The following is a 20830-nucleotide window of genomic DNA, read 5'->3' as shown; positions in this document are numbered from 1 at the left end:
AACAATAAAATTTAGTCCTTAAAATCCGTTAATAGCTTTGAGAATGCACTTATATATACATAAACGGTTGTTAGAAATGATAACGGAAGCATTCTGACACAAAATACCGCCAATGAATTATTGAGCGACAAAACTTTATTTTAAAATAAAAAAATCCGTACCGATTTTCTCGGTACGGATTATAAAACAATGAGCTATTTTTTAGAAACCGAGCGAAAGTGCAAATACATGGTTTCCATCAAAATATTGAGTATCGCGGTAAGCATAATCAACTTTTAACATTACGCCGTCAAGATTAACATTAACACCAGCTCCAGCAGTTAATCCATATAAATATCGATCACTCTCTAAGTTCGGTGAAAATTGATAACCTAATCTTGCAAAAAATTGATTATTAAAACCATACTCAGCACCTAATTTATATTCATCTTCTGAGAAGTTATTATTCAAGAATACTCCTGCTAATTGAAGTGCATTATCTTCATCAAAATTTGCTTTATAGCCAACGCCCAATTCAAATGATGAAGGTAAATCAAATTTTGCTGCTTCAATTGTAGTGTATTGTGGAGAACGACTCTGATTTGCTACTTCTGAAAGAACTAACATACCAGAACCACCATATTGCATTTGTGGTCCAACATTTTTCATTGCAATACCGATGCTTAATCCGTTTATATCAGCAAGAGTATTATAAAGAACGCCAATATTAAAACCCAAACCAGAAGAACTTACATCTCCAAGAGTTTCAGTAATAAGATTAGCTGTTAAACCAACAGATATTCTTTCTGTTAATTGACGTGAGTATGATAAACCTGCAGTTAGCATTTGAGGTGAAAATTTCGCTCCACCTAATCCATCAGGATCTGCTGTTGTGGTAACTAAAATCTCACCTATTGAAAGGCTTTTAAGACTTAGTGAAACAACTCCAAATCCTTCAAAATTTGTTGCAACTGCACCATATTCTACACCGATATCTGCTATGTAAGACATATGAGAAAACATAACACTAGTTGAATTTTTCATATTTGCTACACCAGCAGGGTTCCAGAATATTGATTCTATTCCACTTGCTATTGCAAGATTAGCTTCGCCCATGGCTATGCCTCGCGGACCAACAGGAATGAGTAGCTGAGCGGCTCCTCCTGTACCTGTTCTATTACCACCTCCGGCATATACATCAAGTGTAAGCAGGAGGGCAAGAACTATTATTAATGACCTAAATATATTTTTCATTTTTACTCCTATACTTTTAAACTTGATTTCATTAGAATCTATCAAGAATTTGTTGTTCCTGAATTATTGCTAGTTTAAGGATTTTTGTCTCACCAAGTTCTGGCAAGTCAATATATGCGATATATAAACCGCTGGCTACGGGTAGACCCGACTCATTTGCCAGATCCCATCTCTGGAATTGATCAACATCATCCTTTTGAATTGTTCTTACATGAACTCCGGCAAGGTTGAAGATTCTAATTGTTGCCTTAGTTGGTAAATGACTAAAGATAACAAATTTATTGTATTTGTTAAGTTCTTCTGTATTTACACCGTAGTAAGGATTTGGAAAAACATTAATCTTTTCTACTTGTGTCTTAGCTAGTTCTGTTGAGAATGAAGATCCTTTTGTACTAAATGTATAAGTATCTACACCAATTTGAATTGGATTATCATATTGAACTGTTACAACATCACCAAGAGTATAGTTTGTTCCGTAAAATACTAGTACCCAAGTTGCAGTTGCAGGATTAACCTTAGGTGCTGCTGCATCATAAGGTGAATTATCTATAACCGCGTACATTCTGTTCTTAGGATTCCAAGAAAAGAATGGTTCTGCAGTTGGAGTTTGAATACGATCTCTAAATGATAAGTTAACCTGCTGCTGAGTGTCTTTATTCCATACTTCAAATGGTATTCTTACCAAGAAAGGAGCTGCGGTACCAGGGTTAGGATTAAGTGGATGTGTAGCTAAACCAGCCGCTCCAGAAACAGTTGAGAATATTGTGGCTAGTGAGCCAGTTCCATCTTTAACTGTGATAAGAGTTTGTCCACCGACTACTGTTGTATCCCATACGCCAGTAAATCTTAACTCATAATCCTGCTGAAGTTCATCTATACTATAAGTACCAAAGCCAAAGTTATCTGCAGCATAACTGGTAATTGTACCACCGAATATTGTATAATTTTGTAAATCAAGGTTTGTAGTGGTACTATTTGAAGATAATGATGTAGGGCTATTATCAGGACTTAACGATACGGTACCAAAATTAATTGGAGCTGCATAACCTACGCTTACACCAATCTGGAAACCATCAACAATAGGATCTGCACTTGTTGTTGGGTTTAATTGTGCAGCAGTAAAGTCATCACGTTTTGGGTATAAATCCAATCCACCAAGTACGCCTTGGTTTTCAAGTAAAACTGCACTTGTGGTTACATCTCTTAAGTTCCAATATTTGGCTGTTCTGGTAAGATTGCCAACAGTTGAAACTGTTGTAGTACCAGATGCATCAACCGGGCCTCCGCCGTATCCATCATCATATACAACCCAGTCAATAGCTAATGGTAACGTAGTGGGTTCAATAGAGACAATCCACTCTTCTGTTCCTTCAAAAGCACCATTACCAGTTAGTGATCCGGTAACATCTCCAAAATTAATTGTATTGCCTACAATTTCAGGAACAATCAGACCAGCATTAGCGGCACCATCATTCAATGCTTGAAAAGATGGGGCCCCAAGTATAGTTACACCTGCAGGAAATGTCATCGATAGTCCATCAGCCCAGTCAAAGTCAACTGATTCTAGATTTAGCAAACAATGAAGTTCTACTTCACCCGAAATACCAAAAACTGCAGCAATATCAATTGTTGTGCCGGTCAATGTATCTGGTCCAAGTGATCTAGATACAGATGCTGCAACCCAGTCACCATTAGGATCTCTAATTTCCTGACGCTCAGTAAAGAATACTTCGTAATTGTGTCCAGTAGTTGCGGCAGGGTCAACAATATTAACTGTTGGACCGCCATCGGCAGTTCCTTGATGAGCTATTGTAACTGAGCCTCCTGATCCATCTCCATATGTAATACCTGGATTTGGTGTTTGAGGAATTACAGTAAGGATCGCAATTGGATTTTCTAAATTATTTGGGACCGCTTCAAGATCTGGATTATAACTATAAGCAGTAACGGCAAAATAATATTTAATACCATTTACTAGTGGTACACCACCGTCAACTTGATCACTCGTAATTGATATAAATCTTTTAATACCTGTATCGTTTCCGAACTGAACAGGGTATTTAATAACAGAACCTGTTTTAACATCAAAAACAAGATCAGAAATCTTTCCTACTTGATCAGTAATATCGTAAGTAGCAATTCTAATACCTTCTGTTACTTGTGATGAAGCTGTTGGTAACTGATAAATATTATACCCCTGGAAGGTATGCCCTTTTTTATTAAATGTTTCTGTAGCTTCAACTTTAGCTGTATTCTTTGACCAATCTAATATTATTTCTCTATCCAGCGGAGTAACTGTTACTTCTGGTGCTGGTGGAGCAGTAGGAAGGTCAAAAAAGTTATTATAAGCTACTTGTGCTTGTGCATCATAAAATTTTAAAAGGCCTAATGCCGAAAGTCTATCAACACCAGGTATAGCACCTGCCACAATTTCAGCAACTACAACTTCTTGTGTATCGCCAGGAGCCATAGTAAATGGACCAGAAGCACTTCCCTGACGTCTATCACCGGCAGGTAATTGAACGCCATCCAACCAACCTGTACGTGCTTGTGGATCGCCGTTTAAAGCATATGTTGTTGGTAATCCGGTTTTCAGATCAATAAATGGAGCGCCTGAAATACCAAATTTTCCCTGGAAAAAATTATAAAACTGACGTGAACCGTCAATATCGTTCTGTGGTGGGTCACCAATATTGGCATCACCATTTGCAAAATAATAAGCAGCAGTCATTGGCAAATTAATTTTACCAGGACCTACGCGCTGATTATTAAAAATACCATAATCAGAGGCATCATCAACACCATTTTTATTTAAATCTTCTCCGGCAACTCCATCTAGAATCGGCCCTTGAAAAAAGTCAAAACCAACAGCAGGAGGAGGAAGTGGATTATAAGTAGCATCTGTTGCACTTGCATTATAACAGTATTGTAGACTTAAAGTCGTATCGACGCCTACATAGTCATCGCCTGCATCACCAAGGTCAACATCTGACCACATTGAAAAATACATATTATCAAATGAGATTGGATTTGCGGTTCTATCCGTTATGTTAATAACTTTATATTTTCTAAAGTACATACTGCCAAGAGCTCCGGCTTGATTATAAGCCCAGATTGTTACTTGACACTCTATTCCTAAAGGATTTGCTCCGTAAAGAAATGTAGTTTTCCCTGAATTTAAATCATTTGTGATGTACCAGATTGTTTGATCGGCATCTTTAACACCTGGAATATCAACAGTTGGATCATAAAGACCGTTTCCATCAACATCATTAAAAGGGGCGCCCATATCTGCTGGCCACTGTGTCCAATCTTCTTCGTATTGAGTTCTCACTTGGGATTGTGACAATCCATCTAATGTAGCTTCTGTTGAAAGATCGATGTTTGGATCTGCCCCAGGAAAAACATCTCGTCTTACTCTGTAGACTCTATATTTATCTAAGTTAGGGTCATCTGCAGTTCCATCTGGCAATACCTTGCCTGGTTGTAAACCAGTTCTGTATGCTGTTCCGCCAACTCTTGGGTCTGGATCACCAGCAACTCTAGCACCCCAAAGGAGGCCAGAGGTAAACGCAGCAGTTTTGCCGCTGCCTTTTGGGTAAACCAATCCTGAGTTACCTTGTGCAGATATATCAGAAATACCATTGTTATAAAAGTATGTTGATATATTGTTAATGTTTAAACTTGTTAACGCAACGTATGTGTTGGTCTTATTTAAAACATTATTGTTTTTATCTTTCTTATCCCCCTCTGCCCTTAAACCGGGTACGAGGAAGAAAATACTTATCACAAAGACAAGTATGTATTTTATTGTTCTATAACTCATATTTTGAAACTCCTATTTTTTTATACTATCAATTTTAGTATTCTAATTGAAATCCAAATCGAATTTGGCGTGGAGGACCATACAATACGCCAACAGCAGGTACAACAGCTTGGTAACCCTGATAATAATCAACGTTAATTGCTCTATACATTGCTTCATATTCTTCTCTTTGATAGGTCTTTAATGTTCCACCTAATCCTGGATCGGTTAGATAACCATCATCAGATGCTGATCCTGTTCTTAGGAAAACATTAGTGATGTTTGTTGCATCAAGAACATTAATAACAAAGAAATAAACATTTGCACGTAACTTATCAGTGATCATGAAAGATTTATCTATCTTTAAATCAAGCTGGCTAACCCAAGGAGTACTTGATGAGTTCAATGCTTCGATCGGTGATCTAAATCTGTTATCACCCTCTAGTGATCCATTAGCGTTTCCCTTTCCTTGTCCTTGTGTAAACGGATGCCCGCTATCAAAGCTAAAGAGAGCAGAAAGTCCTAATTCGCGAAGAATTGGGGATTCAGTATCAGCAGCAAATCTATAATCCAAATTTACATTTCCTGTAATCGCTTTATTGAAATCGAGTGGAGAAATGTAATTAGGTCTAAATATTGTAACACCATCCAAAGGTGCGCCAACAATACCCGCTTTTGAATTTGGGTTAGATCCTGTTCCTTGTGCATCCTGGAAGGAAACAGAAGCGTTAGCTTGAAGATTTTCTACTCTTCTCAAATTAAATGAAACTTCAACACCTTTAGTTGTTGCAAAGTCACCGTTTCTAAGCACGTTATAAGACTGATATGGTGATCCGGAAGCAGTGCTTTGAATATCAAATTCAACCTGATTCTGAATATCTTTATAATAACCGGTAATATCAAATGAAGCAAATTCTCCAACTTGTTGAGTAAATCCAATTTCGTATTGAGTTGTTCTTGTTGGTCTTACATCTAAACCAACAGGAGTTGCAATAAAAAATCCGCCTCTTAATTGTGTACCAAGTCCATAAATTCCCTGATACATATCAGCAAGTCTGGATTGCTGAACAAATTTACCATACTGGGCATGAAAAACAGTTTGTTCTGTTACAGGAAATGAAAAACCAAGACGAGGACTTACGGCATCAAAAGTATTAGTTTTTCCTAATCCAGCTGGATTTATTTTGTTGGTACCAAAATCAATTGCTGTTTCAGGCCGGGTTGGGTCTATGAGTGTTAGGTTATCAACATCAAAGTAATCATACCTTAAACCAAAATTTAAGATAAGGTCTTTGTATGTTATTTTATCTTCAATATAAGCACCTGCAAACACCGGCTTTTTAGGAGCTAAAAGTCCTATGTCATCTACGCCCGCGCCCGCATTAAAATCAGTGCTTGTTTCATTACCAAAATGGTCAAACCCATAACTATTCGTTAAACCAATCATAACATCATTGATCGGCAATGGAACGGGGAGTTGGCTATTTGTAAAAACTGCATTTGCGTATTGAGCGGCGGTTCTACCTGCAGCAAAATTGAAACTTCTAATTGTGGATATAGATAATTCACCGCCAATTTTTATTGAATGAATTTTATCTATTTCAGTAGAAAATGCTCCATTAATATTAAATGCTTCTCTTTTGTTTTTGTTATAATTAGCAATAATATCACCTGGGGCATTAAAGAAAAATCCAAGAACGTCATAAGAAGTTGGTCTTTGATATGGGCCAAATCTTCCATTTTCAAGATCACTAGTGGTTCTGTTCCAAACAGCACCGACTTCAGCATTTGCAGCGCTGTCGCCATATACTTCCCAATTGTCTCTTAACAACGGGTCCATATTTTGGGTAAAGCTATATGTATATCCTCCGCTTATTTCATAATAAGTAGTTGGACTTAAGATGTGTGTCATCTTTGCAGTAAAAGAAGAATTAGAACCTTCAAAAATTGAAATTCTGTTTAGGTCTAATAATCGGTTTATATTTCCGCCGCCGCCATTGCCGCCTTTTGTGTCTGTATATGAACCGGTCAGCCTAAAAATTAATGGGTTCATATCAAAGGTCAGTGTACCTGTGCCAGTATATGTTTGGTTTTGATTTCCATAAGTTGGACCTGCAGGATAAACCAAATTTATAGAATTTGTTTCTGGTGTGGTGGATTGTTGATCCGTAATTACACCAAGATTAATACCTGGGAAAGGTAATGGGTTTTGATCTAGCTTCCAGTTGGAATTTATTAAACCAAAGAATTTAATTTTATCTGAAAACAGAGGTCCGCTTATAGTTCCTGTAAATTCATTATAACCATACTGATAAGCACCTAATGTCTTCTCGCCATCAAATCTGTTGTCTTTGCTTTTAAAAGATAGATTATCAGTTACGTAAGCTACACTAAACTTAAGATCGGAAGTACCGGACTTAAGTTGAGTACGCACGATACCTGCATTTGCGCCGCCATATTCAGCTGTGTATCCACCAGCCTGAACCTGAATTTCTTCAACTGCTTCTTGAACAATATTAACACCACGTCCACCTAATACAGGGTTAGTAATGTTAGCGCCTTCAAGATAGTATCCTACTTCGTCAACACGGCCGCCTCTTATATAAATATTTTGATTTTGCAGCACAACACCGGGTGTTAGCGCCAAAATATTATTAAAATCTCTTACAGGCAAATCTTCGATGATATCGCTTGAAGTAGTTCTAATAGCGTTTGTGTTACTTGGGTTAATAAGTGGTCTTTCCGAAACCACAACAACTTCACCAACCGAGATTCCTTCGCTGGGTAGTTGGAAGTTTACACTGGTCGTAAGATCAGTATTAACACGTACGTTTGTAACTGTTATTGTTTGGTAGCCGATGTATGAGGATTTTACTTCATAAACACCCGCTTGTACATTGAAAATAGTATACTCGCCATTTACGTCTGTAGCAGCGCCCAAAGATGATCCAACAACTAAAACGTTGGCACCAATTAGTGGCTCTCCAGATGAAAGGTCAGTAACTTTTCCTTTTATTTTTCCCGACTGAGCCAACAGGAGTGTTGGTAGCAACAGAAGGGCACATAGAATAGTAAACCATCTATTCATAAGATCTCTCCTTGATTAGATTACAGATGATGGTGGTTAATTAATTAAACGATCGATCAAAAATAATTTTCAAATTTAAAAGAACAAATCAACAAAAAAAGCAATTAACTTTCAGTAATCTTAATTTAATGAGATTGATACTAAGAATTGTATTTAAGGTTTGTAAAAAATGTATCAATCAATCAGATAAACATTCCTTTTTTAAAAGATTTCTAAACTTCATATTACAACGTCCTAAAAAAATGCGTTAAAGTCAACAAATAAAGCAAGAATATTTAAATTTTTAAATAATTAACTTTTGGCAATTTTTTGTCGTAATATCTAAAATAATTTAAAGTCTTGTAAGAATTTTTAACTCAACTCCTTGAAAAGCAGGTTCGTATCTGCAAATTCCACCAATGCAAATATTGCCTGCTTGTCTAGACCCAAATAGCAAACTTATATCACTGTGATTACCAAGCTTGTACCCAAATTGAATAAAGCTCCATATTTTTCTAATTGTTTTACCCGCCTCTGGTTCTTTCGTTTGCATTTCTGTTACAAGCGAAACATTAAAATTTGGTGAGCGTAAATATTCAATAGCAATTACATCATCATAATATTTTTCATCTGTTGTTAGATTTTCTGTCTGCTGATGTTCTAATACTAATTTTATTGTGTTAATATCATCAAAGTAAAATTTGTTTTCTAAAATTGGTGTGATGTTTTTTGTGTTTGTGGATAACTCCTCATTATAACCAAAAGCTAATATTGATGTAAATGATTCATTCCAACTATGGGTTGCTTGTAAATAAATTTCTTTTAATTGAGATAAAATGGGAAGTGAGAAATTATTTACTCGTTGATAGTAGGAAGTTAAAGGCAATGTGTTGGTGATACCATAATTAGCAACAACTGATGTTTCATCTGAAATATTATAATTTACTTCTACTGCGTAGCCTTCTTCATTAGATTGATCTAATGGTGATGGATGACGATTAAGCAACTGATATGTGTATTCTTTTCTTAACGATGGCGAAGTGTTGTAAAAAATTGTTTTGTCATTGGATGTAAATGCAAAATTATCGTAATACTTATATTCGCCAACCACTGAAAAGGCATCATAATAAAAATTTAAACTTCCGTAAAAACCTTCGCCAACTTTCCATTCATCATCATTAAAATATTTTAGCTGATCATCTTTATTACTTTTTATTCCATATTCAGCATAGCCGTCAAAATTCCAGATTGATGGCTGCACTCTGAACGATGCTAATGTTGTTCTAGCAATCCCATCAATTGCCGACTGGTTGGAGGCAAATGATGATCCAAGTTTTATAATATCAAATCCGCGATATTGTAAATCAATGGCATGTAAAATATCCTGTCGCTCATTAACAGTGTTAGAAGCTGATCCTGTGAGCGCAGTAAGAGAAAAATCTCTATAGTTTGCTTCTACTTTTACGCCAAGAAGGTTATTATCAATTCTAATGTTTCTATCTTCATAACTTTTTAAAATCATTCCACGACCAAAAAGTTTATAAAAATTTCCAACAGTAATATTTATCCCTTCTTCAACATCTCCGATATCTACAGAAAAATATTTATAGGCGATATCAGCATATCTTACTTTGCCTCTGCTAACTGATGGATCCGGATCGTTAGGTTGAAACGCCTCAAATCTTAATCCTGCACTAAAAATATTTTTATTATAATCTAATGTTAACCAGTTTTCAAAAATTTCAGTGTTATTATCAATGTTATAAGAGTATTCAAGTTGATTAGAAACTCCAAGTCCATCGGGTAATAAAAACCAACGGTTATCTGCCTGGCTAAAAATTTGTGTTGATGATATTATTATAAATAAAAGAGCAGTACGGTAAATTGATATTTTCATTTTTCTTTTTGATTTGAAATAATTACAACATAATGTCAAAATCATTGCGCGCCTCGAGCAAAAGATTAAAAGACTTATTTTCCCAAGAGTTCTGATATTAGTTTTTCAACTTTTTTCTCATCACCTTTCATATATCCAAGATGCGAGTAAACTATATTGCCATATTTATCTACCAAAACTGTGTAAGGCATTTGCTGAGCGTAATACTTTCTAGCAATTTCACTGTTTGTATCTAAAAGAACAGTAAAATCATATCCTTTGGATTTTATGTATGGTTTTACTTTTGCAACAGATTTTTCTGTATCAGTAGAGATAGCAAGTAAATTAAATCCCTTGTCTTTATACTCTTTATATATTTTATTGTACTCTGCCATTTCTTCTAAACAAGGTTTGCACCATGTGGCCCAAAAACTTAAAAGAATTGGACCATTGCCGGTTTCGTTGTTTAATTCAACATACTTTCCACTAAGATTTACAAGCTTAAAATTCGGGGCTTTTCTTCCTGTTAAATCTTCTTCGTTTTGAGCAAGAATTGGTAAAGAGACAAAAACCACAAAAATAATTAAATACAAAAATTTCATTTACTTCTCCAGTATCATTTTTCTTGTTTGGACAAATTCATTAGTAACTATTCTATATAAATAAACCCCGCTGCTTAACTTAGAAGCATCAAAGGTAACTGAGTGATTACCTGCAGGTTTATATTCATTTAATAATGTTGCTACTTTATTTCCAAGAATATTATAAACAACTACTTCAACATTGCCTGCTTTTTTTAATCCAAAATTTATTTTTGTGGATGGATTAAACGGATTTGGATAATTTTGCTGCAGATAAAAATCTTTTACAACTACTTTTTCATCTTCTACGGAAACAGGATTTACAGTGGCAAGAAAATCAATAGAAGTTCTTACTGTTGGATTTCTAAATGTACCAACTTGAATCTGTACATTTGCGGTTCCATCATTCTGTAACCCCGTAATGTGTAATGATGTTGTAAGAGTATCCCCCGGATTTAAAGGGGGAGTTGTCCCGAAATCCGGTGTAGTTGCAATACTATCTAAAAACGGAGGAAAACAGGTTTCTCCAAAACATAGAGAAGATTGCCAATTAGCAGGAAGATCATTTATTGTTCTAACTTCAAAAACTGTTTGCTGAAATTGTGAAATATTAATTACCTCAAAATCAAAAACCATTTCTGAGCCAAGCGTACTGTCTATAAAGGTTCTGTGAACAACAACTTCAATATCCTGAGAATAAGAATAACTGGATGACAATAGAAAAAATATTATTGCACTTATTATACTTGATGTTTTATTCATCTTTTATCCTATGATATTATATTATTTCACTTATTAAAAATAAATAGTAAGGAAGGAACAGTTTAAGTTCCTTCCTTTAAAAACAACTATTTTAAAATACTCATCTTTTTAACTTCAGAAAAATTATTCGAAATCATTTTGTAGAAGTATGTACCAGATGATAGTCCTAAGGTAGTAAAATTAACTTCATAACTACCTGATTCTTTAACTTCGTTTACAATAGTCGCAACTTCCTGTCCTGTTAAATCATAAACAACTATTGAAACTAATCCGCTTTGTGGAACAGAATACTTTATTTTTGTTGATGGGTTAAATGGATTCGGATAGTTCTGTCCGAGCGCATATTCTGTTGGAAGATCAAACACAACAGAAACAATATCGCTGTATTCAAATGTACCATTATAATCAACTTGTTTTAATCTGTAGTAAATTGTCTCGGTTCCATTTACAATTAACTCATCAGAAAAAGAATATGCTTTAGGTTCAGTAGTTGTTCCGTTTCCTCTTACAAATCCAACTGTAAAGAAAGTGGCGCCGTCAATTGATCTCTCGATTTCAAACCCGGAATTGTTTATTTCGGATGCTGTTTCCCAGTTAAGATTAACTTTACCAGCAGCAGCTATTGCAACAAAAGAAGTTAATTCAACAGGTAGCGGTGCAAGATTTTCTAATTCTAATTTCGTTCCCTGTAGAATTTCTTTTCCATCAAGGTTCTGAATAAAAGATACTAATTCACAATTAGCAAGGATCCAGGCTGCATTTACAGTAAAGTTTAAGTTTACATCAACAACATTGCTTGATGAAAAATCTAAAGCTGTACCAAGTTCATTTGGGGCCATTAATCTCTGCGCGTTGTTAACTATTGTTTGCCCCTGCCAGCTAAAAGGAATTTCAGATTCAGTAAGAGCAAGGTGCAATACTAAATTAGCATATGATGCCGGAATATTAGCCAATTTAGTAACGCGGGCTGTTAGTGCATAATCTAGCCCGTTATTTTGACCATATAACTGAATCGAAAAAGCAGAATTTTTAACTTTTCGAGCATCGTAAATAGGTAAATATGTTGGATACATACTTACTGTATTGCTTCCTCCAACAACAGATACAACACCATCAAAAAATGCTGTTGGATAACCTGTTATTCCGTAATAAGTGTTTCTTGCATTAGAATAGGAATTTGTAAATGTATCTCCATTATGATTTTTAATAACGCCAACTTTTTTTCCATTTGTTAACAAGTCATGTGCACCCATAGATGCACCGGGACAATATTGACACCATGTACCTGTTCCAATTTCTAAAATAACCATTTGTCTTTCTGTGGTGTAAGTATCAAATCCTTTTGTTTTACTATTATTAGTCGAGTCCATATCCCCAGCTAAATTTGTAGTAACGGTAACTTCATAAAGATCATTTGCTACTGATGGTGTAAAATCTGGAAAAGAAACCGTTTGGTTATTACCAGCTCCAAGTGTAATTGGTGAGCAGTCTTGTGTGTAAACAGGTGCACCATTAAGTTTTACTGTGCAAGTTGCATTAAATGTTTCTGAATTTAATCCAAAGTTTGTTAGTTCTGCTTGCGGGGTAAAGGGTGTTCCTGCAATGTACTCTGGATCGATAACAATATTTTTAACCATTACATCGTGAGCAAGCGGTACAAATAATTTAACATCATCAATGTACCAGTAATTTATATTATATGAATTGCCAGCAAAGAAAAAACAAATTTGAAAATCTGCTGCTCCTAAATCAGAGTTAGTAATGGGCACTGTTACTTCTTCCTGCGTACTTGCAGAAGGATTAACGATTGACCATACTGTGTTCCAAGTACCTGCACCTGATTTTGTTGCAACACCTACAGTATAGGCACCGCCATAATGATCTATATTATATTTAAACTGAAAAGTAACTGTGGAAATTCCTGTAAGATTAACAACGGGAGAAATAAAATGTGTGGTTGTGTTAAATTGCGGGGACCAATTAAGTCGAAGCTCTGGTGCAACACCACCAGCGTTTGTACTTGAGACAGCAGACCAGTTGCCCGCTTGTAAATCAATCGACCACCCTGCTGGTGGATAACCGCCTGAGAAATCAACATTTAAAAGTGATTGCCCATTAGCCAAGCTAGGTAAGAACAATAATAAAAAAAGAGTAAACAGTTTTTTCATAAATAACATCTCCTCCTGAAAATTAATAAATAGTGTTAACTAAGAACCTTTTAATAATCTAAAATGTTGATCCTGCTTGATAAATCTCTCTTGTGTCTTTGTTTTGAATAAATACTACTGTGTGAATGTTACTCGTTATCCAGGCCGAATTTAGTGTTAGCTGTCTTTGAAAATTATACACTCCAGGCTGGTTTATAGCTGATAATGATTCACCCTGATTAGTTGGAAGCATTTTTCTCATTACATCATAAAATTTTGTTTCTCCATTTGAACCGGGCGGAGTTGCAAACTCTATATTAGTTTCGGTTACTACAGTATGAAGCACAAGCTTGGAAAAATCTATATTACTAATATCTTTTACATTAACAGAAATACTAATTGTATAATCACTTCCGTTTATATTGCCGGAAACATTAATAATAAATGTGGGTACTTTTGTAAACTCAGAATATATTTTATCTTTTACATCGATTGAATCTGTAGACGTTGGTCTTAAATTACCATTAATTATTGTGGTTGGCGCAAATAGTATATTATAATACCCCATTCTTGCATTGCAATCGGCACTATTAGCCAGAAAAAAAGGATCAACGGGAGAAGGAAAATTTGTAGGATATTTTATAGCAATAAGCTTTGATGTTCCAAATTCAGCATTAACAAGATGTTCAATAATTTTATTACTTGTAACACATGGAACGCAGCTAACATTTGCAAAATCTTCTATCAAAACTATTTTGTCTGTTGCAAAAAGATTGGGGTTAGTTTCTGTTATTTTATTTTTTTCTACATTAACAGTTACAACTAATGTATCAAAATCAGTTTTAATTAATTTAATTTCATTGCCTCCAACCCCAGCGGTTAAAGTATCAGGAGTAATTTTTCCCGTAGATGTACCATTAAGAAATATCATAGCTCCGGATACATTAGATGTTACTCTAATTGTTCCATATTCGATTACTGGATTTACAGGTGTAGTGGGCGGATTGGTTTCACAGCTTACAATTAAAATTGTGAGAAGTAGTAAAAGAAATTTGTGCATAGTATGACTTTCCTTTTGTTAATAATGCAGGCCCGTTTTAAGCGCTATCACTATTAATTGACAGAGTCAAATTAAAAATTGGAAGTCATTAATCAAAGACTTTTTATTTTGGTTTTATACTTGAAAAAAAGTATTTTGAATTGGTTATTCTAACAATCCGACCCAATACCCGCTCACAGAATATAGTTTTGAATTTGCCCATGTTCGCACTCTTAAAGTAAAGCCATCTCTCGAAATAGATATCGCCTCAGCGTTATATCTTACATTTGATTCTTTGTCAGAATCAATTTGTGTAACACTTAAAATTATTTGTGGTTTTTTATTAAACGGTTTTTCAAATTTAACATCAATTGTCATTGTTCGTTCACCGTTATTTTTATCAAGAGAATAGCCCTCAAGACTTTGGTTCATTGACCAGCTGCTGCTTTGTATGGTCTGTGCATTTATTGAAATTGATGATAAAACAACAAGGGGAAATAGGATGAGGGTATAAATACTTTTCATATTTTTTATTTGAAAATTAAGCGCTGTGTTTTCTAATTACAATCTAAATTTTTAAGTTCGTGATAGATGTCAACAATTCTATTTGCCAATTTTATCTCGTTCACTTTTCTTTAATCCCTTTACAACTTCATCATAAGAGTGATCTATCCATCCCTTTAAATCATTCCATTTAATGTTACCTTCCAGAATAATTGTGTTCCAATATTTTTTACTCATGTGCCAGCCCTGCTGTACATCTTCAAAGTTTTCTCTAAGTTCAATCGCTTTTTCTGGATCACATTTTAAATTTATTTGTAACGGAATTTTTTCTAATGGTATAAGCGCAAACATTTTTCCACCGACTTTAAATACAAGTGTATCCTCATCAAAAGGAAAATCTTCAACAGCGCCTTTTTTTGTAAGACAATAATTTGTTATTGATTCTATATTCATGATTTATTATTTCTTGCTAAAGATTATAATAATTGTGTTTCTTAACTTACACTCAACAATCTAAATAAAAATGAAAAAAAATGTAAACAATATCACCACAGAAGTTTTTCTATTAACTGGAGAATGGAGCGATTACAGTGGCAAAAATGTTTTAAAGTTTATTGGAACAAGCAATCAGCTTGGTGCGGTTGAGATTATTATTACAAATAATAAACCCGTTTTCTTTGTTGAAAAAGATGTGGTGCAAAACCCGTTAACAAAAACTTATCTTAGAAAAGAAACCAAACTTAGAAATTTTAACAACAAGCCTGTTGATGCAATTTATTTTAACACTCAAAAATCACTAACTGCTTTTGTAGAAACATGTCACCAATCAAATCAGACGACTTATGAATCTGATGTTGATCCATTAAGAAGATTTTTAATGGAAAAATCCATCAACTCACAAATGAAAATTACCGGAGTTGCGGAACAGAGAAATTCTATTGTGCGATTTACTGACCCAAATATCGAGTCTTACAACACTATACCAGAATTTGTGATAGCTTCAATAGATATAGAAACCGGTGTAAAAACAAATCAGCTTTATTCAATTGCTGTACACATTACAGGAAAAAAGGGAGATGACAAAAAAGTTTTTATGATTGGTGAAAAACCAAAACGTCCATCTGATCTAATTTCTTTTTTTGATAATGAACGAGATTTGCTTAACAATTTCTTCAAATGGTTTAAAGATGCTGATCCTGATATAATGATTGGTTGGCACGTAGTTGGTTTTGATCTTCTTTTTCTTGATAACAAATGCCGTGAGCTTGGAATCAGCTTGGATATTGCACGTGCAAACGGAAGGGTTTCTATAAGACAAAGAAAACCAAGCGGACATTTTATTTCAGTTACGGGCAGAGTTGTAATTGATGGTCCATCCATGCTGCGAGCTTCATTTTTCAGTTTTGAGGATTTTAAACTTGAAACAGTTGCGCAAGAACTTTTAGGAATCGGAAAAACTATCACCCCCGATGAAAATAAAATAGAAGAGATTGAACGCTTATTTAAAGAAGATAAAACATCACTTGCAGAATATAATTTACAGGATGCCGTTCTTGTTACAGATATTTTTTCTAAAACAGGATTGGTAGAGCTTTCAGTTCGTCGAGCTCAAATATCTGGTTTGTTAATGGATCAACTTGGAATGATGACTGCTGCATTTGATCATTTTTATTTACCACGCTTACATCGTGCAGAATTTGTTGCACCCAACTTAAAAGATATCCACGTATCCGAACACGCTGCGGGCGGATATGTGATTGAACCTAATCCCGGTATTTATGAAAATGTGATCGTGTTGGATTTTAAAAGTCTGTATCCATCTATCATTCAAACTTTTAAGATTGATCCTTATTCGCTTTTAATGAAAGATGTTGATACTATACACACATTAAACGGTTATAAATTTTCATCTTCACTTCATATTCTTCCAGATTTTATTGATGAACTAATGAAGCTGCGCGATACTGCAAAAAAGAAAAAGGACAAACAGCTTTCTCAGGCAATAAAAATTTTAATGAACAGTTTTTACGGCGTAATGGGTTCTTACGGATGTAGATTTTATCATCCGGATCTTCCGCGGGCAATTACAGGAAGTGGACACAAACTTTTACTCGGGAGTAAAGACTATCTTGAGAACAAGGGGTTAAAAGTAGTTTATGGTGATACAGATTCTCTATTCGTAATGCTAAAAGATATTTCTTTTGATGATGGTGAAGTGCAGGGTAAAAAAATTGTTAAAGAACTTAACCACTATTGGAAGAACCGGCTTAAAAAGGAATTTAAAGTTGAATCTTATTTAGAATTAGAGTTTGAAAAGTATTATAGAAAATTTATTATTACTCCTGCACGCGGTGCTGAGATTGGAGCTAAGAAAAGATACGCCGGTTTGGTTACAAAAGACGGAATAGAAAAAATAGAATTTGTTGGAATGGAATTCGTGCGCTCAGATTGGACAAAACTTGCAAAGGAATTTCAAGTTCAATTGTACCAAAAAGTTTTTGATGGTGCTGAAGTTGAAGATTGGATTCGCGGTGAAGTGCAAAAACTTAAGTCGGGCGAATTTGACGACAAATTAATTTACAGAAAGCGATTGAGAAAAGATGTTGAAGACTATACTAAAAATGTTCCACCGCATGCGCGAGCTGCTAAATTACTTAACGAACCACGCGATGTAATTTATTATGCAATTACACAGCGCGGACCAATACCTATTGAACTAAAGCACAATGATTTTGATTACGATCATTACATTGAAAAACAACTAAAGCCAATTGCTGATTCAGTTCTTTCTCTCCTCGGAAAAAACTTTGATTCAATCGCAGAGAATGATCAATTAAGTTTCTTTTAAGCTCATCATTTTCTATTATAACAACAAGTTTTTAAAGATTAAAGCGATATTACAACATTTCCTTTTTTGTTACCTTTCTCAATATATTTATGTGCTTCAACAGCCTGCCCTTTGGGAAAAGTTTTATCTAGTATTGATTTTATTTTTCCCTCCTCAATCATCTTACTTACAATAATAAGATCACTAAGCTTTTGTGGAGATAAAACACATATAACTTTTTTCTTACCAAAAATGGATGTCCATATCATTTGCAAAAGCTGCTTAACTTTAAAGCTTATAAGCACGTACTTTCCATTTTCAGTTAATGAGTTTTTACATTTAGCAAATCCAGTTCTTCCAAGAATATCAAATATTACATCATACTTTTCGCCGCTTTTAGAAAAATCTTCTTTTGTATAGTCGATTACTTTATCTGCGCCTAATGCCTTAACAAAATCTATGCGGTTGGTGCCGCTAACGCCCGTAACTTGTGCACCAAAATCTTTTGCAATCTGTACAATAAAATTTCCGTTTCCGCCCGAAGCACCGATAACCAGCACCTTTTCTCCTTTTTGAACATTAACTTTTTTTACGGCAAACAGAGCTACCATACTTCCACCCGGAACAGCGGCAGCTTCTTCATACGAAATGTTTTCAGGTTTTAATGAAACAACACTTTTTTCTGGAACAACAAAATATTCTGCATAGGTTCCCATACTTTGTCCGCGGTAACCAAAAACTTTATCACCAACTTTAAATCCTGTAATGTTTTTTCCAACAGCCTCAACATCACCGGAAAATTCACTACCGAGAATTTTTACTTTTGGTTTGCTAATTCCAAAAAAACTTCTTGCCATTATCCAAAAGAGAAAAGGCATATTAAATTTTTGCGGAGTTATATCTTTAAAATTTCTAGCTATAATATCCCCATAGTTTACAGATGCTGCGCGGTTTCTAATAAGTATTTCATTTTCTCCAGGAATAGGTTTATTTAATTCAACATTTTTTAGTACTTCTGGCGGCCCATAAGTATCATAAATTATTGCTTTCATAATTCCTCTGTTTGTTAACTATGTTGTAATAGAATTTAGTCGCGCTTCTTCTACACCTCTAAACAACAGCCACAAACAAAGAGCTAGCTCGCCGATAAATGCTGGAGCTAATACCGCCACTGTAATTATTTCCTGGTAACTGTTGTAATTTATTAACAGGATCTTTGCGAAAGCATCAAGCAAATAAGCTGATGCCGCAATAATTATCATCACGCCAAGTGTTTTAGGAAAGTAACCGGATTTATACATCAACACTCCAAGAATAATCAAATTAAAACCAAAGAATACAAGAGCTAGAGTATATCCTGTTGAATGCGATTCTAGAAACATCATTATAAATGCCTGTAATTGATTAGGTTCTAAAACCGCTAGATAATTTGCGCCGCTAATAAGCTGCAGAACAAAAAACATATTTAATAAATTAACGCCAAGCGATGTAGCTTGCGCCAGCCTGAAAAAAGAAGCAAGCAATGCAAGTGGTTTACTTACAGGTTTTAGCAGCAGATAAAAAAGTATTGCCAAGCCAACATCGCAGATGATCATAACAAGATCAGCAAAAATGTTTAGCCGGAAAAGTGATTCTGATGCAATAATGTTGTTTGTGGTTGCGGAAGCATCACTGGGAACAATCAGGTTTGCTCGAACAAAAAATTCTGCAAACATTCCCGTGGCAATGATAATTAAATATAGTACACCCGTTAAGCGTGATGTTTTTCTACTCGTTTTCATTTTTTGCCTTTAGTAGTTAAAGTTTAATCGAATTTCTAATCCCTACTAAAAACAATATATAAAATTAAGATCTTTTTGAAAAGTATTGTGAAATACTTTTAAAATATTTACGATATCAATATTTAGCTAGTATAAAAATAAAGCTCTCCACACAAGTACCCGCTACAATTCTTGCATTGATTATTACTAATCTATAGGCAACATCATTTGATAATAAAACTCATATAAAAGAATCTCCGTCAATGCTTCAATTACAAATAACAAAGCCTAATGTCCATAAACTTTTTCACCTGCTTCAATTCTTAGTTTAAGATAATTTTGTATCGGCGGCATAGGACATGTTGCAAATTTTGTAAACACACAGGGTGGATTGAACGCTTTATTAAAATCTAAAAGTATTGTTCCGGTCGAATCCGGTTTGCTTACATACATAAATCTTCCACCGCCGTAAGTTTCAACTCCGCTAGTGTGATCTGCAAAAATTAAAAACAGGTTTTCATCGCCTTCATCAACAGCGTCAATTTTGTAATAGCCGCCATTTTTCTTAAACACCACTGCGCCGGAGGATTTTTCCTTATTTACTTGTCCTAATATATTTGGCACTGCAATTTCTTTTGGGGGATTATATGTTTCAAATGTTGCATTAAGTTTCCAGTTTTCATCAATCGGAAATCTTTCTATACCTTTAAAGTTTTTTACCAGCTCAGAGTTTAAATCACGAAAACGTATTCCATAAAGAGTATCTCTAATTATCAGGTTAAATTTTACAGAACCTATTTGTAAAACCGTTATATCTTTTTTCTGATCATCAATCAGTTTTATTTCCTTAACAGGATTGCCGTTTAATAAAACTTCTATATCTTTATCAACTTTAAACGTTACGTTGGAATCAACAAATAAAAATGTTCCTGCGTACTGTGGAAAAGCTGCAGACTCAACAATCAGGTCATTATCTTTTGCAGAACCAAAGGTGCTAATGCCAGGCCTTAACCAAAATCTTCCAGCAAGATTAAGCCAACCGTCATCAGCTTTTAATCTACTAACTCGCTTTGCATCCCAATCCTTTATTTCTTTAACATAGTTTGGATCTGCAGTTGGTTTTTGAGTACAGGCAAAAGTAATAATCAAAACAGAAAAGAATAAAAAACTTTTTAACATCAAAACTCCTGGTTATTTATCTGTTACAATAATTAATATTCAATCTATTA

14 protein-coding genes are annotated in these 20830 nt (G+C 34.7%); 1 reads left to right on the top strand and 13 read right to left on the bottom strand.

From position 1 onward, the window contains the following. Positions 1-201: 201 nt before the first annotated feature. The 10 genes from IPJ23_15315 to IPJ23_15270 all read right to left on the bottom strand — a co-directional run bounded on the left by IPJ23_15315 (position 202) and on the right by IPJ23_15270 (position 15467). Positions 202-1233 carry a PorV/PorQ family protein gene (locus IPJ23_15315; GenBank protein ID MBK7632045.1) on the bottom strand — a complete coding sequence of 344 codons (1032 nt, stop codon included), beginning with the start codon at positions 1231-1233 and terminating at the stop codon, positions 202-204. A 31-nt stretch (positions 1234-1264) separates the two neighbouring features. Further along, positions 1265-5059, bottom strand: coding sequence for a hypothetical protein (locus tag IPJ23_15310; GenBank protein MBK7632044.1), 3795 nt, complete (start codon positions 5057-5059; stop codon positions 1265-1267). 34 nt (positions 5060-5093) lie between these two features. Next, entirely contained in the window at positions 5094-8126 is a 3033-nt protein-coding gene (locus IPJ23_15305) for a TonB-dependent receptor (protein MBK7632043.1), read from the bottom strand. A 331-nt stretch (positions 8127-8457) separates the two neighbouring features. Further along, positions 8458-10002, bottom strand: a complete 1545-nt coding sequence (locus tag IPJ23_15300; GenBank protein ID MBK7632042.1) for a hypothetical protein — start codon at positions 10000-10002, stop codon at positions 8458-8460. Positions 10003-10076: 74 nt separating this feature from the next. Then, positions 10077-10583, bottom strand: coding sequence for a TlpA family protein disulfide reductase (locus IPJ23_15295; protein ID MBK7632041.1), 507 nt, complete (start codon positions 10581-10583; stop codon positions 10077-10079). After that, positions 10584-11324: a T9SS type A sorting domain-containing protein gene (locus tag IPJ23_15290; GenBank protein MBK7632040.1), complete on the bottom strand. Its 741-nt coding sequence runs from the start codon at positions 11322-11324 to the stop codon at positions 10584-10586. An 86-nt stretch (positions 11325-11410) separates the two neighbouring features. Then, positions 11411-13492 carry a T9SS type A sorting domain-containing protein gene (locus IPJ23_15285; GenBank protein MBK7632039.1) on the bottom strand — a complete coding sequence of 694 codons (2082 nt, stop codon included), beginning with the start codon at positions 13490-13492 and terminating at the stop codon, positions 11411-11413. A gap of 58 nt (positions 13493-13550) precedes the next feature. Continuing rightward, entirely contained in the window at positions 13551-14531 is a 981-nt protein-coding gene (locus IPJ23_15280) for an Omp28-related outer membrane protein (protein MBK7632038.1), read from the bottom strand. A gap of 144 nt (positions 14532-14675) precedes the next feature. After that, on the bottom strand, positions 14676-15035 hold the full coding sequence (locus IPJ23_15275; protein MBK7632037.1) for an H-type lectin domain-containing protein: 360 nt from the start codon (positions 15033-15035) through the stop codon (positions 14676-14678). 78 nt (positions 15036-15113) lie between these two features. Then, positions 15114-15467, bottom strand: a complete 354-nt coding sequence (locus IPJ23_15270; GenBank protein ID MBK7632036.1) for an MmcQ/YjbR family DNA-binding protein — start codon at positions 15465-15467, stop codon at positions 15114-15116. A gap of 70 nt (positions 15468-15537) precedes the next feature. Here IPJ23_15270 and IPJ23_15265 point away from each other — a divergent pair, with 70 nt between their 5' ends. Then, complete coding sequence (locus IPJ23_15265) at positions 15538-17862, top strand: DNA polymerase II (protein MBK7632035.1); 2325 nt, start codon at positions 15538-15540, stop codon at positions 17860-17862. A 38-nt stretch (positions 17863-17900) separates the two neighbouring features. On the opposite strand, the gene IPJ23_15260 is transcribed toward IPJ23_15265, so the two are convergent. The 3 genes from IPJ23_15260 to IPJ23_15250 form a co-directional block, all read right to left on the bottom strand. Beyond that, complete coding sequence (locus IPJ23_15260) at positions 17901-18893, bottom strand: NAD(P)-dependent alcohol dehydrogenase (protein ID MBK7632034.1); 993 nt, start codon at positions 18891-18893, stop codon at positions 17901-17903. Between the two features lie 18 nt (positions 18894-18911). Continuing rightward, positions 18912-19622 (bottom strand): DUF4386 domain-containing protein, encoded by a 711-nt coding sequence (locus tag IPJ23_15255; GenBank protein ID MBK7632033.1) that lies wholly within the window; start codon positions 19620-19622, stop codon positions 18912-18914. A 267-nt stretch (positions 19623-19889) separates the two neighbouring features. Next, entirely contained in the window at positions 19890-20780 is an 891-nt protein-coding gene (locus IPJ23_15250) for a DUF1684 domain-containing protein (protein ID MBK7632032.1), read from the bottom strand. Positions 20781-20830: the final 50 nt, after the last annotated feature.

The organism is Ignavibacteriales bacterium, assembly GCA_016709765.1.
Taxonomy (GTDB): Bacteria; Bacteroidota; Ignavibacteria; order Ignavibacteriales; family Ignavibacteriaceae; genus IGN3.
Note: the sequence above shows the minus strand (reverse complement) of the source record. Positions and strands in the feature narration are given on the sequence as shown.

Bases quoted from the DNA above. Each gene is read 5' to 3' on its own strand.
- IPJ23_15260 (MBK7632034.1), bottom strand. From the start codon at position 18,893: ATGAAAGCAATAATTTATGATACTTATGGGCCGCCAGAAGTACTAAAA.
- IPJ23_15295 (MBK7632041.1), bottom strand. From the start codon at position 10,583: ATGAAATTTTTGTATTTAATTATTTTTGTGGTTTTTGTCTCTTTACCA.
- IPJ23_15285 (MBK7632039.1), bottom strand. From the start codon at position 13,492: ATGAAAAAACTGTTTACTCTTTTTTTATTATTGTTCTTACCTAGCTTG.
- IPJ23_15305 (MBK7632043.1), bottom strand. From the start codon at position 8,126: ATGAATAGATGGTTTACTATTCTATGTGCCCTTCTGTTGCTACCAACA.
- IPJ23_15275 (MBK7632037.1), bottom strand. From the start codon at position 15,035: ATGAAAAGTATTTATACCCTCATCCTATTTCCCCTTGTTGTTTTATCA.
- IPJ23_15315 (MBK7632045.1), bottom strand. From the start codon at position 1,233: ATGAAAAATATATTTAGGTCATTAATAATAGTTCTTGCCCTCCTGCTT.
- IPJ23_15300 (MBK7632042.1), bottom strand. From the start codon at position 10,002: ATGAAAATATCAATTTACCGTACTGCTCTTTTATTTATAATAATATCA.
- IPJ23_15310 (MBK7632044.1), bottom strand. From the start codon at position 5,059: ATGAGTTATAGAACAATAAAATACATACTTGTCTTTGTGATAAGTATT.
- IPJ23_15250 (MBK7632032.1), bottom strand. From the start codon at position 20,780: ATGTTAAAAAGTTTTTTATTCTTTTCTGTTTTGATTATTACTTTTGCC.
- IPJ23_15265 (MBK7632035.1), top strand. From the start codon at position 15,538: ATGAAAAAAAATGTAAACAATATCACCACAGAAGTTTTTCTATTAACT.
- IPJ23_15270 (MBK7632036.1), bottom strand. From the start codon at position 15,467: ATGAATATAGAATCAATAACAAATTATTGTCTTACAAAAAAAGGCGCT.
- IPJ23_15280 (MBK7632038.1), bottom strand. From the start codon at position 14,531: ATGCACAAATTTCTTTTACTACTTCTCACAATTTTAATTGTAAGCTGT.
- IPJ23_15290 (MBK7632040.1), bottom strand. From the start codon at position 11,324: ATGAATAAAACATCAAGTATAATAAGTGCAATAATATTTTTTCTATTG.
- IPJ23_15255 (MBK7632033.1), bottom strand. From the start codon at position 19,622: ATGAAAACGAGTAGAAAAACATCACGCTTAACGGGTGTACTATATTTA.